Source organism: Paenibacillus sp. FSL M7-0134 (assembly GCF_038007865.1).
In the GTDB taxonomy this organism is placed as follows: Bacteria; Bacillota; Bacilli; order Paenibacillales; family Paenibacillaceae; genus Paenibacillus; species Paenibacillus polymyxa_B.
The window spans coordinates 736,611-750,759 of the sequence record NZ_JBBOXV010000001.1 but is presented as its reverse complement, the minus strand read 5'-3'; the positions used below and the strand labels follow the sequence as shown (position 1 = coordinate 750,759).

Sequence of the window (14,149 nt, the reverse complement as noted above, 5' to 3'; positions counted from 1 at the left end):
GACTATGACCGGAACGGGTGATCGTATGAAGGAACCAATTCACATATCGGTGCGTCCACTTGTGGAATATGTGCATCGGAGCGGCAGCATTCATAGCGGCTTTCGCTCGAATAGCAGTATGCTCGAAGGAACTCGCGTGCATCAGGTTATCCAGAAAGGTTACAAGGAGCATGACCGCAAAGAGGTACATTTACGTACAGAAATTTTATATAAGGACGAATTGTTTATCATTGAAGGCCGCTGTGACGGACTGATTGAGCTGGATGGCGTATGGACAGTTGATGAAATTAAATCGATCTCTTTGCCCCTCGAAGATATTCAGGGTGACGGTCAACCCGTACACTGGGCACAAGCATTTCTGTATGCCTATATGATTGCTCGTGAGGAACAACATCATTCCATGCAGGTCCAGCTTACTTATGTACAGGCACACAGTGAAGACATTCGCCGATTTAGGCGCGAGCTATCCTTTGCTGAGCTAGAAGCTTTCGCACAAGAGATGATTGCTGGTTATGCACCGTATGCATTCCTGCTGAGAGCACATGCGGAAAAGCGGGATGCCAGCATTGCTATGTTGAACTTTCCCTTTGACACATATCGTTCGGGTCAGCGAACTCTCGCGGGTTCGGTGTACAAGACGATTGCCGAAGGGGTTAACCTGTTTGCCAAAGCGCCTACAGGTATTGGTAAAACGGTATCCACCTTGTTTCCTGCGATCAAGGCTATCGGTGAGGGGCAGGTTAGGCGAGTATATTATGTGACGGCTCGTACCACCACTCGGGCAGCAGCCGAAGAAGCTTACGCTAGAATGCAGGCCCAAGGGCTGCACATGCATGTGGTGACTTTGACTGCGAAGGATAAAATTTGCTTTAAGGATGAAAATGATTGTGATGCTGGATCATGCAGCATGTGCGAGGGCTATTACGACCGGATCAACGGTGCGGTATCCGATATTTTGGCGAATGAGACGTTAATGACCCGGGCGGTAATTGAGCGTTATGCGCGCAAGCATAAGGTATGTCCCTTTGAATTTTCGCTGGATGTGGCGTATGCCTCGGATGGTATAATCAGTGATTATAATTATGTTTTCGATCCACGGATTTCTTTGAAAAGATTACTGGAGGAGCACAAGCGAAAAGGTGTCGTACTGGTGGATGAGGCGCATAATCTGGTAGAACGCGGTCGGGACATGTTTTCGGCGGAAATTTTGAAATCTTCTTTTTTAGAACTGAAACGAGAATTTAAGTTGCTAAGCCCAGAGATTGCTGCGGCTGCGAGTGCAGTGAACGCACATATGATTACGCTGCGCAAGCAATATGCAGATACAGGAAAAGCAGTGGAGACAGCAGCACCGCAAGAGGTGCTGGAGCTGTTGGCGCCTTTTGTGGAAGCAGCTGAACGTGAACTGGTGACGGGGGGCAGTACAAGCCACGCAAGCGGTGAGAGTACGGCTTATGCATTGCTTCTAGATACGTATTTTACCGCTCAGAATATGCTGCGCATTGCTGCTTTATACGATGAACGATACGTTACTTATGTGGAAGCGGGGCGCAGTGAAGTGAGGGTCAAGCTGTTCTGCCTCGATCCTTCTCACTTGCTGGGACAAGCTATTAAGGGCTACCGCTCAGCCATTTATTTTTCCGCAACGTTGACACCGCTTGCTTATTACCGGGACATGCTCGGAGCAAACGAGGAAGATTATACGTTACAGGTTCCTTCCCCCTTCCATCAGGAGCAGTGGGATGTACGTCTGTTGCCGCTCTCCATCCGTTATCGGGATCGTGAGCGTTCCAAAGGGGCGATTGCGGATATGCTGGCTGCATTGGTTGTAGAACGGAAAGGAAATATCCTTGTATTTTTCCCGTCCTATCCATATCTGCGTGAGGTATATGAGGAGTTCATGCTTCGGGACGTGTCCGCAAATACGTTGGTACAAAGTCCGGGGATGACCGAACCAGAGCGGGATCGATTTCTAGAGGCTTTCCAGCCTGGGCAAGAGCACACCTTGCTTGGCTTTGCCGTACTGGGTGGTGTGTTTGCTGAAGGTGTCGATTTACCTGGGGATCGCTTAAATGGGGTAGTGGTCGTCGGCGTCGGCTTGCCGCAAATTGGAGCAGAGCGGGATGTGCTGCGGGATTATTTTTCCGAACAGGGACGGAATGGTTTCAACTATGCGTATGTATATCCAGGGATGAACAAGGTTCTTCAGGCAGGTGGCAGACTTATTCGCACAGAGCACGACGAAGGATTGTTGGTCCTGGTAGATGATCGTTTTGCCAAGGAACCGTATGCTTCTTTGCTGCCAGACGAATGGAAAAGCTACCGTCTGACGGAACAAGCGGGATTAAGGAAGGAATGGATAGACTATGAACTTTAATTTTCATAATGACTCCATACGCGGGGTGCTGCGTAGCTTTGGACATGAAGATGCCGAAGTGGATAATATAGAGACTTTTGTGACATTTGCGCGCTTGGCTAACGGTATTTTCAGAGAAATGGATACCGATTTTAGCAAGTTGGGGGCTTCTCAGGGCCGGATTATTGTTCTTAGCCTGTTGCATTGCCATTCGCCGCATCGCATGACACCATCAGAGTTGGCGGAAAAAGCTGATGTGACGCGTGGAACCATGACGGGGCTGATCGACGGATTAGAGCGAGATGGCATGATTGAACGTGTGGCTCATGAGAGTGACGGGCGGATGGTGACTGTCGGATTAAAAGAGGCGGGACGAGAACTGTTAAGTAAGATAGTCCCTTATTATACGAAGTTGATTCGGTCGTGTATGTCTGAGTTTACGCCGCAGGATCATAAGATGATGAAGGGTTTACTGGGAAAAATGAAAGGCGGTTTTGAGCGGTCCTTGCCGAAATGCTGAGTTCCTAATATAAGGAATAAGGAATAGGAGAGAGAACATGTTCTTTTATACAGATGAGGTCTATGAAGCCCGTGATTTTGGATCAATGGATGCCAGAGAAGGCGAGTGGAGAAATTGCGAGTTTACCCGATGTCGCTTTCGGGGTGTGGAGATGAATGAGTCCCTCGTGGAGGGCTGTACTTTTGTGGACTGTGATTTTACCGGAGCCATTCTGAATGCATCTCACTACAAGGAGTCGGCTTTTACCAATTGTTTGTTCACCAGCGCCAATCTGTTTGTAGTCCGGTTTGATAACTGCAAGCTAGTAGGTTCAGATTTTGCGGGGGCGAATATGGATGGTATCACAATTACGGGCGGAGACTGGTCTTATACGAATTTGCGTCATGCAGATTTAAGAAAACAAGATTTGCGAAAAATACGATTCAAGGAAGCTGACTTATCCGAATGCAATTTGGAAAAAGCAGATTTGCGGGAGGCGGATCTTACCCGAGTAAGACTGCACAAAGCCCATCTTCAAGGAACAGACCTGCGCGGTGCGAAAATGGATGGTGTGAATTTTAAAGATCTGGACATCACTGGATCCAAGCTGGATATCGAGCAGGCAGTAGCGGTAGCTCGCTCCTATGGAGCCAAGGTGGAAGGCTAAAAAGCACGGGATACAGGAGCTGTCTCGATCTGCAGTACCCCGTGTGGGTGAAATGGATGGTTGACTTGAATTTGAAGGACTTAATCTTTAGTGGATGCTGGCAGTAGTGGAATTGCTGCTTCCGGGTCCCGGTTTGGCAAATGATCAACTCCCACAGGCTCTAGCGGCTGCTGTGGAACCGTCCAGTTGCGCGCGATATCTGCCGCAGTTCGCTGCTCCAGCAAGCGCTTGGCCACTTCATAACATTGATCGACATGCCGATTACCAATGGTTCGCATAGCAGTAAAGCCAATTGCCGCGGCTAGCCCTTGCCCCAGAAGGGGGACAAACTTGCTAACCTGCTTGGTAGCGATACGAATGCCCATTTTTTTCAAAATCTGCACGATGACTTCACGGGTAATGAGTCGCCCGATCAGCTTGCTGCCAATTGAGGTGATAAAACCATACACCATGGATTTTGTTTCTGCGTCCAGACCTTCCAGCTGCTTCTCAGATAATCCGAATTTTCCATTAATAGCTGGCAGTAGCTGCATCAAAATGCCAACATCAGCAAGAACGTCAGCCCCTGGAACTGGAACTAATACCGCCCCACCTGAAGCCGCAGCCCTTTTCGTCACCATGGATTTACATTCTTTACGGATCTGCTCCAACTCTTCTATTGTTCGGGCTGTCATATGCATCTCTCCTTCATACGCTTCCGATTAGGACCCATGATTCTACCCTGTTATTACACACATTTCTACCTTTCTTAAGCATGGAGTAAGCAAAAAATCGCTGATTCACGCACTATCCCACATTTACTCCTGTGAAGCGATCAGGCATAATGAAGGATGGTTGCCGATAAGAACAAGCCTGTTTTACGGGGATAAAGGAAGGAAGAGACAGATGAGTCAGACAAACGTTTATTTTAATCATGATGGTGGAGTGGATGATCTAGTATCCCTTTTTATGCTGCTTCAGATGGAGCAGGTTCATTTGACCGGAGTATCGGTGATTCCAGCAGATGGTTACCTGGAGCCTGCGACGGATGCCAGTCGTAAAATTATTGATCGTTTTGGACAAAATAAAGGGCCTGTGGAAGTCGCAAAGTCTAATTCACGCGGTAAAAATCCGTTTCCTGCCGCTTGGCGTTTACATTCCTTCTATGTGGATGCATTACCCGTACTGAATGAATCGGGGCGTATGGAAGCACCGCTTTCATCCCTGCCAGCTCATCAGCATCTGATCGAAAAGGTACGCGGAGCTGAAGGTAAGACGCTGTTGCTATTCACTGGACCGCTAACCGATCTGGCGCGAGCGCTGGATGAAGCACCGGATATTGAAGCAAAGATTGAAAAGCTGGTATGGATGGGTGGCACCTTTGAAAAAGGGAATGTAGAAGAGCCGGAGCATGACGGTACAGCAGAGTGGAATGTGTTCTGGGACCCGGAAGCGGCATATCGGGTGTGGCAAAGCGGCATTACGATTGATCTGGTAGCGCTGGAAAGCACAAGCAAAGTGCCATTAACTCCAGCAGTACGCAATCGTTGGGCTGCGGAGCGCCGATATGAAGGCGTGGATTTCTTGGGCAATTGCTATGCAGGATGTCCTCCGCTTGTTTATAGCGAAACGAACTCAACCTATTACTTGTGGGATGTACTGACCACTGCATCCGTAGGACGCCCGGACATTGTCAAGAAAAAGACGGTGCATTGCAGCGTTATCGCAGAAGGACCAAGTCAGGGCAGAACGGTGGAACAGGCAGATGGACGTCCTGTGAACCTGGTATATGATACAGATCCAGAGGCCTTTTTTACGTATATGGCGGATTTGGCTAAGCTGGCTGCTCCCAAACGTTACTAAGTCTGGCTATGCACAAACGTGCGGCATAGGGTGATAATACTGCCTAGTGACACGTACCCATAACATAAAGCCCGTGACGTTATGCGTCACGGGCTTCTATTATAGGATATGCCATATCATCACAAGCTAATCTCTGTTTTAGGCAGACTCCTGGTATATTTTCAGGGTGAACTGGAGCGTTATCTCCGTCCCGCTACCAGGTTCACTGCTCCCTATCATCTTACCGTTCATTCGTTTTAATAGATGTTTGGTAATCTGCCAACCCAAGCCTGGATTTCCATATGAGAGAGAGTACCCACGGTCATGTTCAAGCAACAAATTCAATTTATTCGGAGATATACCGATTCCGGTATCCTTCACCTTTAATTCCAGTTCAATCTCAGGTGCATCGGTCACGGATTGGGTGGTTGCAGATAAAGTGACAGCTCCTGTGCTTGTAAACTTCACTGCATTATCTACCAAATTAATCAGCATACGGCGAATTTTAGCTTCATCCCCGATAAAAATAGGCGAGCTGGTGAGATTCCAGTCGAGCTTCAACTCGAGATTCCGCTGCGCGGCTACCTCTGTATACAGGCTCAATACATTTTCCATCATCGTTCTCAGATCAAACGGGTCTTCAATATCATCAATCTGCCTGGATTCCATAGTGCTGTAATCCAAAATATTACTCAATAACGTCATGAGCGAGCGACTGCTCGACTCCATGATGCTCATATATTGCTGTTGTTCCTCTGTTAACTCCGTCGTCAGCATGAGATCGGTGGCTCCCCATATTTCGGTTAGCGAAAACCGAATTTTATTACTCAGGGAAGATATCAAATCCAGCTTGCTCATAGAAGAGATTTCAGCATCTATCTTGTCTTTCTCCAGTTCTACCACATAACCCAGAAACACAGCCATAGCCTGAAGGGCCTTCAGTTCGGATTCTGTCAAATGTACAGATGGCGCGTCCAAGATACAAATGGTTCCGTAAGCCTGACCATTTTTCATGCGAATAGGGATTCCTGTAAATGAGTGGTTTCCAATGGTTTTAGTCACATCTAAATCACATGTGTGCGGGTGAATAGTTGTTTCTGAAATCGTGAGGTGATCGGCAGGATGGTCCAACACCAGACTACAATAGCTAAGCTCAAAAGGGAGCACATCCCCTTCCTTAACGAGCACCTCTTCCCGGTTAAATGAATCTACAATCACATTCGTAATGCCGTCATTAGCGGCAATAAAAATGGTGTTTACATATAAAATACCACTTAGCACATCAATGACATGCGCGGTAGCCTCTTGAATACTATTATAAAAACCTGTAGGTGAAGTAATCATGTATCTCCAATCCTGATGCAAAGTGGTGGTTATCCAAAACTCTAGCAGTTTGTGTATCCCATTCCCGATCCTCTGAATGTGTTTTTGGAGCGTATCATTAATTATACATGATTATTTCATTATAAACCGATCTTTCTACTTCCATTTACCTATTCACTTGCGCAAACCTTCATTTCTTAGGTCTAATGCTAGCCTTTCTTGGAGAGTTTTTGTTTATATCATTACATATTCACGAAAAAATGTGATTATTTTCATTCTATTTTCATAAATTCATATGTAATCTCATGATATGAAAATTGTGTAATAAAATAGGAGGATAGGACCAGTAATATCATGTAAATATTCTATATAATAGGTTCAGAGGTGGAATTATGAATAGACTGGAAGCCCTAGAACACTTCCATAAGACCTATGCGGAAGATGTATTGAACCAGAAATTACATCAAGCAGCGTATTTGTATGAACAAAGAAAAGATGAGCTCATTTTTTCTTTTATTCAATCCTTTCAATCGATCTGTCTGCAAGCCCATTCCGGAGAAGTGGCCAAGACAAGGATCGGATACATTACTTATTCTATGAGGCGCACGTATCTGATGGATCGCAACTATAACTATGTCGTCGAAGCCTATGATAAAAATTGGTTCTTTGATCCTCAACCTTGTTATGGAATCTATGATGCAGGCTGGGTATTCCGCTTTTTAGCAGAAGTGGAGGATGAATTGAATCAGCTTCGAAAACCCTATATGAATAAGATTTTTCAGCCTGATGTCGAGCGATTTGTACTCCAGGCTACAGGGGGATTTCATCAATATATTCTGAAATTAGCGAAAGATGCTATTCAGCAAGCTGTACATTTACCTGAATTCAAGGCGTTGAAATGCGAGGACGATTTGGAAGTAAGAATAGGGGAGTATAAAGGAATCAGTGAGGTGGTGTATTCAACAGCTTATGGAGTACTACATGATTCAACAGGATAATCGTATTACGGAGTATATGTATCCAGTAGAGACGAATCGCAGGCAGTTATTGGAATGGGCAGAAAGCTCATTATGTGCTGATGAAGAATCCATTTTACAATTTTATGTATCAGGTGATGCGGACTATATTGATTTTATAGAGCATCCGGTATCCATCGTTTCTGAACAACTAAAGGAAATATTTGATATATATCAGGCCGGATTAAGCTGGAAGTTGGTTGTTTTTGCCGATATGCAGCGAATGCAGCAAACAAGGTATTGGCTGGTAAATCCGCCTAGCCTGATGTGTTTATCACCATGTAGTGAATATCATAGGGACGGTACACTGAAGAAAATCATTTTAGATGAATATGCAGTGGAGAATCATAAAATATTCAGGGTTCAGGATGCCAATCATCATATCATTGTAGACCTCGATGTGGCTGAATGTATTTTGAAGTTCAATCTGGCAGGCTTGAAATTACAAAAGGTCGATACAGAGGGGCCATCTATACAAAGGAGAGTCTAAGAATGAGTGAGAGCTATGTAGTGGATGGGGCACAGATACATTGCAGCTATGGAAGTCATACGGGAAGATTTAGTGTTTCAGCTAACAGGGGGATTAGTATTGGCGACAAACTGCAAGGGAATATTCAGGATTTTCACCCGCAGACGCATATCCCTTCTTTCGGAATGTGCCGTAGTATGCATAATCCTACAGTCTCTTCTGCTAACAAAGGAAATTCCGGAAAAATCATTCCGCTGCCCTGCAAACCGAGCGTTTCTATGCCTTGGTTGAATGGGAAAAAGGATGTATACGTAGATCAATCTCCGGCTCTTATGAGCTGCTCCACGAACTTATGCATGTGGTGTGGAAAAATCTCGTTCACCACAGACGGGCAGGAATAGTTAACAGATTGTAGGATTTGCATCATATGAAAAGCAAACGGGGGGAGTAAGATGGGACTGGCAGGAACTATGCTGACTTATGGAAATATTAGAGTGAATGCACCGTATGAAATTATCAGGCTGCTTGATTTTGAATTGACACAGAAGATAAATGAGCACGGCAAGGTGTACATCACTGCTCTCATACCGGATGAGGATCATGCAAAGTATGATGGATTAGCTTACGATGAAGATGTGCTAGAGGTATATGAGACGGATAAAGAGCGAGGGACAGTTAGCATCTTTAAAGGAATTGTCACCAATATTAGAATTGCATTCAAAAATGGCGTATATCACATGTACATAGAGGCTGCCTCTTTTACATATCTGATGGATCAACAACGGAAAAATCGTTCGTTTCAAAATAGCAACTTGACGTATTATCAACTGTTCCGCGAACTTATAGATGCCTATCCACACGGGGATTTTATTGACCTGACGGACAGCGATCAAAAGCTGGGCGGCTTTACTATCCAGTATGGGGAGAGTGATTGGGAGTTTCTAAAAAGAATGGCCTCTCATCAGCAAACTGGACTCATTGCCGAGATTACATCCGTATTCCCGAGATTATGGTTAGGTACCTCAAAAGAACAGGTGAAAGGTGAACTGCGTAGCATTAACTTTTCCCTCCAAAAAACAAAGTCAGGTCCAGAATATACATATGCTGAAGTGGAGGATACGAAGCGTTTTGAACTTGGAGATGTCGTCGTGTTTCAACGAAAGCATTGGGTTATTAATCAGATTCATGCAGAGATGAAGCAAGGCATCATGACATATGGCTACGTTCTCGTTCCGGAAGCAGGTATTCCGAGGGAGGTTATACATAACCCGTTAATCAAAGGTACCTCTATTGAAGGGAAAGTCATAGAGTTAGATGGTGAAAACGAATCCGTTAAACTGCACTTGTCCGTGGACTATGTGCAGTCCAAAGTTGAGGGGTGCTGGTTTTCTTACCCCACCATGTATACCAGTGATGGAATCGGTTGGCATTGCATGCCCGAGCTAGGGGACCATGTTCATTTGTATTTTCCATCTAACAAAGAAAAGGAAGCTCGTGTAGTTCAATCCCTGCGTAAGAGAGACTACAAAGAAGATGAAATCAGCAAGCCGTCAAGAAAGCTGTTTCATACCAAAACTCAAAAAGTGGCGAGATTCGACGACAAAGAAGTGGCACTTTCCACCCAAAAAGAAAAGATACTTGTACGCTTAAATCCTGCTTCCGGTATTCACGTGTATAGTCATCACGATCTTACCTTTCACGCTGATACAGACTTGGTGCTGCACGGCAAAAAGGTACAGATGACCGCTACTCGCGAAATAACTCTGACGTGCAAAACCAGCTATATCCGAACCGATGGAACGCTTCATATCAAGGCTAGTAAGCTCATGAAAAATCAGGTGCCTGATGCAGAGCTGAAAGCCTATAAATCCCTAGTTCAAGAATTGAAAGGGAAGGGATATCCGCAATGGGTACAGGACTTGCTGCTTCAATATAAAACGGACTACTACAAGGCCGTGGCAGCCGGGGACAAAAAGGGGGCCAAGGAAGCAGCGGCCAAGGCCAAGCAATTGCGTCAGCAGGTGGCAGAAATAGATCGTATGCCTGCCTGGGCCAGAGCGCAAATGCATGAATACACGTCCCAGTGGTGGGAAGCGCATGGAGCCAACGACAAAGCCAAGCAAAAGCAGATGCATCTTCTCGCGAACCAACTGCGTGACAACGTGCTGATCAACGAGCTGATTCGTGGGCATTCTGCCAACTCCTATCTCGATGCGAATCGGTTGGAGGAGCTGTCCGGACAATACGCAGATGCGGCCCATAAGCTGACCGTTGCTGATCAAAAGGCTCTAGCCAAGGAAGCTGCCGCCTTGCGGAGTAAGTATGGCGTGAACAGCCTGCTTGCCAGAGATAATTTGAACAAGCTTGCCAAGAAGTATCCAGACAGCTTCTCGTACAAGCTACCAACTACAGGCGATTGGGATAAGGAGCTTAACGCCGCTTTGCATGATTTTGCGAAAAAATACGGCCTGGACAATAAGGGCTATGGTCGTGATGTGCTCGCAGTGTACCTGCATCAAGTAGCCAATGGCATTCTTCCATGGCCTAAGGCTAGCAAGGCCGCAACGCCGACTGTTCCAACGACGACAACAACGAAAACGGAACCGGGCAAGAAGCCGCCGACTACTCCTGAAAAACCGACGAAGGAGGAGCCAAAGCCATTAGATCCTAAGGATTATAAAGATGGATTGGTAGCGGTGAAAAAGATTGAAAGCTATATAAGTAGTAAGGGCATAAAAGGTAATCAGGCTCGAGCTCTGTATAGAATAAACGATTACACGAATAACAGTATTGTTCAAAAGAAACTGTCATCGAACCGTAAGGCACCCCTTGTGTTTTTCTTTGAAGGAGACGGTTCGTATAGTTATGCACAAGACGATCATCAGGAAGGACGATATGGGGCAACGGCTATTGTGGTGATAGATGGCGAAATTAAATATACAAGCAATAATGCGAGTACACTTCCAGATTATGAAAATGAGGCTGCCACGGTAAACGAGGGGGTATATGAATTTAAAAGTGGACGTCACCGTGGAACATATCCAGCATTACGCATTAGGAACGGAGGGGGCGTTCCGTCAATTATGCAAAATAAAAAGCATACAGCTACTGGTATCAACATCCATAAGGGTTTCAATAAGGACAGTTCTCAGCCTAAGCACGAGTCTTCAACTGGTTGTATAACGATTCATAAATATGAGTTCACTCAATTTCTTATTGCAGTAGGAGTGGTAAAACACTCATTAGAAGACAAATACATCAACGAAGAAATTTACGGACTTGCTATCATTGACAGAAAAGATAGGACGAAAAAAAGTATAACGAAAAAAAGATAACGAGGAGTTTGACTATTGAAAGGAATATTAATATGCATTGTTGCATTGTTGATTTTATCCGCGTGTTATCAATCTGAAGAAAGTAGTCAAATACAAAGTACGGCATATAAGAGTGAAGTAGTTCAGACAACAAATGATAATAAAAATGTAATGCCAACAAACTGGATACTATTACGGGGTGAAAATGATAACGAACCTATAGAATATTTGGAAAACATGGACGATTTAAGTGGTGATGATATCATTAACACAGATAGTATTATCGATAAGCTGTATGTGAGTGAAAAAGGAGATTATCCAAAAGATGAGCTGTATATAAATAGTATTTCGCATAATGGTAGCCATATTATCTTATGCAGAGAATCACACGATTCGAATTATTTAATGATTAAAATTTTTAATTTATCGACACTCCAGAAGACATTCGAATTTAATATACCAATAACTACTGATTATTTTTTGATTTCTCCTGACCTAAAAAGATGTGTTTACGCAGAAAATGGGGTTTTATATCAATATATTATAAAGGAGAAGTCTGCTAAAAAACTCGCTGATTTGTACAATCGTGTAACAGGCTTTGCTAATCTTAAAAATCCAAAATTTTCTTCTGATAGTATGAAGCTATGTCTTCAGAGTAATAGTGACCTAGTCTTTTATGATTTGATGAATAATAAAAAAACTAAACAAGTCAGCATGGGTACAGAGAGGATTTGGATTGAACAATGGCTTTATAATGATCTACTGCTGTATTCTTCTTCCAGTAATAATAAAACATATCTATTGGATTTGAAGAATGGAAATAAAAGAGTACTGGCAGATGTGACTGGAAGCCTTGCTTTAACTATGGATGGCAAACGAATGGTCTATTTGAACTCTCAAAAAGAGATAGAACAACACCATATCAACACTGGCCAAAGTGTTAAATACTTTGATGTAATGCAGAGGATAGGGTATTCTGTGGCTCCTGTGCAATGGATACAGACTACAACAGACTTGATGAAATATAGAAAAAGCATCCCGGCACAAAAAATCGTTGCTTCTTCTGCACTTCCAGATCAAGCTGGGAATTCCTATGCTGCTAGAAACATTATGGATGGAGATGCGAGTACAGCTTGGTGTGAAGGAGTCAAGGGAGACGGGATTGGGGAGTGGGTCAAGATTGATTTTGGTTCTATGCAAGAACTGAAGGGGTTTGAGCTCATCAATGGCTTGGCAAAGTCATCTGATACTTTCCAAGCAAATAATAGAGTTAAACGAATGAAACTGGAATTCTCGAATGGACAGACCATGATGGTAGATAATGATTTTTTAAATAATGAATTTCCTGATGGCGCCGTTCACACTTCATTTGTGAAAATAACGGTTGAGGCAGTAGAGAAAGGAAGCAAGTACCAAGATACATGTATGTCGGAGATACGATTCTTCTAAGCATCTCTAACAAAGGAGAAGACATATGAAGTGGAAAGAGCCAACGTTTGGTACAACACCTATGTTGAAAGCTTTAGCAACCGCTAATGCGCACAGGAAAGCAAAGGCTTTTGACTTGGTAGCAGAGCAGAAGAAACAGAAACTGAATTACCCCGACTGGGCCCAGTCTTGGCTGCGTAAATACAAAGAGGATTGGTACATCGCTCAAGCCAATGGTGACGAGGTCGGTATGCGTAAAGCGCAAAAGCTGGCAGAGGGACTGCGAAGCAAACTACGCGAAATGGCTACGTTCCCCAAATGGGCTCAAGAGCAAATGCAAAAAGAAACAATTCGTTGGATGGCTGCTGAGGCAAGCGGGAATATCAAAGAAAAGTTAGCTGCTGAGAAGGCAGGACGAGCCATTCGCGAGAAGCTGGGTCTGATTGATACTACTGATAAGATATCACCAGAAATACCCGTTACCAATGAATCGAAAGATGAACCTGCAAAAACGAACGTAAAGACTCCGGCTGGAAAATGGATACCTGCTGAATTCCAGTATAACGGTAATTCTGAAGCTGAGAAATATTTCAAAAAGCGTTCGAAAAAATTTATTAAACAAAAATGGAATCAGGAAAAGCTGCACAGTTTGTGGGAAGCTACAAAAAGCATACAAGAAACATATAATATTCAGATTGATCCACGTCTTTTGTTAGCTATTATTATTCAGGAAGGAACGGGGAGCTTTAATACGAGCAGTACAAATCGAGCAGCCGATGGTCAGCATGGTGTCGAGACTAATTATGCAAAGGATTTGGTGAAGGCACATAATTTAATATTTGGTAAAATGTTGGGATACATTTACTATGGTAAGGAATTTAGACAAGTTGTAGCTAAAAACAACAATTTGGAGGGGATTAAAGGTAAAGGTGATATATATCAATACTGCAATTGGATAACTCCGATTGTAAGAATGAATTCGAAAAGAGTAGATTATGGGCCGTATGCAGGTCATGGTACATGGGGTGAAGATGTAAAATCCATTTATGACAAACTAAGTAATAAAGAGTCCGATAATTATGACTTATATTTATCAAGTATTAGTAAAAGCACAGCTCAAAATATTGCTAGCGCAGAAGGTATAAAACTTCCTGCTATTACCTTCAAGGCACTCCGAAATGCCCAAGATAGTAATGGTCATGAAAATAGAAAGTGGACGGTAACGGGCGAACGATAAGCTGAAATTCGAAAAGAGG

At 44.0% G+C, this 14,149-nt stretch carries 12 protein-coding genes; 10 read left to right on the top strand and 2 right to left on the bottom strand.

What is annotated here, in order from left to right:
- The first annotated feature begins 4 nt into the window (after positions 1-4).
- From NSQ58_RS03220 to NSQ58_RS03210, 3 genes are read left to right on the top strand one after another with little or no spacing between them, the layout of a single operon-like run.
- On the top strand, positions 5-2,377 hold the full coding sequence (locus tag NSQ58_RS03220; protein WP_341057736.1) for an ATP-dependent DNA helicase: 2,373 nt from the start codon (positions 5-7) through the stop codon (positions 2,375-2,377).
- Complete coding sequence (locus NSQ58_RS03215) at positions 2,367-2,876, top strand: MarR family winged helix-turn-helix transcriptional regulator (RefSeq protein ID WP_013312480.1); 510 nt, start codon at positions 2,367-2,369, stop codon at positions 2,874-2,876. The genes NSQ58_RS03220 and NSQ58_RS03215 overlap by 11 nt, the downstream gene beginning before the upstream one ends.
- A gap of 37 nt (positions 2,877-2,913) precedes the next feature.
- Complete coding sequence (locus tag NSQ58_RS03210; RefSeq protein ID WP_341056888.1) at positions 2,914-3,522, top strand: pentapeptide repeat-containing protein; 609 nt, start codon at positions 2,914-2,916, stop codon at positions 3,520-3,522.
- An 80-nt stretch (positions 3,523-3,602) separates the two neighbouring features.
- Here the strand turns inward: NSQ58_RS03210 and NSQ58_RS03205 are convergent, their stop codons facing one another.
- The gene (locus tag NSQ58_RS03205) at positions 3,603-4,196 is read right to left on the bottom strand and encodes a hypothetical protein (protein WP_028540784.1); all 594 of its coding nucleotides are present in this window, start codon (positions 4,194-4,196) and stop codon (positions 3,603-3,605) included.
- 211 nt (positions 4,197-4,407) lie between these two features.
- Between NSQ58_RS03205 and NSQ58_RS03200 the strand changes: the two genes are divergently transcribed.
- Positions 4,408-5,364 (top strand): nucleoside hydrolase, encoded by a 957-nt coding sequence (locus NSQ58_RS03200; RefSeq protein WP_013312477.1) that lies wholly within the window; start codon positions 4,408-4,410, stop codon positions 5,362-5,364.
- Positions 5,365-5,502: 138 nt separating this feature from the next.
- Here NSQ58_RS03200 and NSQ58_RS03195 read toward each other — a convergent pair whose 3' ends face one another.
- Positions 5,503-6,687, bottom strand: a complete 1,185-nt coding sequence (locus tag NSQ58_RS03195; protein WP_023990848.1) for a sensor histidine kinase — start codon at positions 6,685-6,687, stop codon at positions 5,503-5,505.
- Between the two features lie 371 nt (positions 6,688-7,058).
- Here NSQ58_RS03195 and NSQ58_RS03190 point away from each other — a divergent pair, with 371 nt between their 5' ends.
- Genes NSQ58_RS03190 through NSQ58_RS03165 form a run of 6 tightly spaced genes read left to right on the top strand, consistent with a single transcriptional unit; the run spans position 7,059 to position 14,130 of the window.
- Complete coding sequence (locus NSQ58_RS03190; RefSeq protein ID WP_341056886.1) at positions 7,059-7,664, top strand: hypothetical protein; 606 nt, start codon at positions 7,059-7,061, stop codon at positions 7,662-7,664.
- Entirely contained in the window at positions 7,648-8,172 is a 525-nt protein-coding gene (locus tag NSQ58_RS03185; protein WP_341056885.1) for a hypothetical protein, read from the top strand. The genes NSQ58_RS03190 and NSQ58_RS03185 overlap by 17 nt, the downstream gene beginning before the upstream one ends.
- A 2-nt stretch (positions 8,173-8,174) precedes the next feature.
- Positions 8,175-8,552, top strand: a complete 378-nt coding sequence (locus NSQ58_RS03180; RefSeq protein WP_028540779.1) for a DUF4280 domain-containing protein — start codon at positions 8,175-8,177, stop codon at positions 8,550-8,552.
- A gap of 51 nt (positions 8,553-8,603) precedes the next feature.
- A complete protein-coding gene (locus tag NSQ58_RS03175; RefSeq protein ID WP_341056884.1) occupies positions 8,604-11,486 on the top strand; it encodes a contractile injection system protein, VgrG/Pvc8 family in 2,883 nt (960 codons plus the stop codon).
- Between the two features lie 15 nt (positions 11,487-11,501).
- Positions 11,502-12,914, top strand: coding sequence for an NADase-type glycan-binding domain-containing protein (locus NSQ58_RS03170; RefSeq protein ID WP_341056883.1), 1,413 nt, complete (start codon positions 11,502-11,504; stop codon positions 12,912-12,914).
- 25 nt (positions 12,915-12,939) lie between these two features.
- The gene (locus NSQ58_RS03165) at positions 12,940-14,130 is read left to right on the top strand and encodes a hypothetical protein (RefSeq protein WP_341056882.1); all 1,191 of its coding nucleotides are present in this window, start codon (positions 12,940-12,942) and stop codon (positions 14,128-14,130) included.
- The last annotated feature ends 19 nt before the right edge of the window (positions 14,131-14,149 follow it).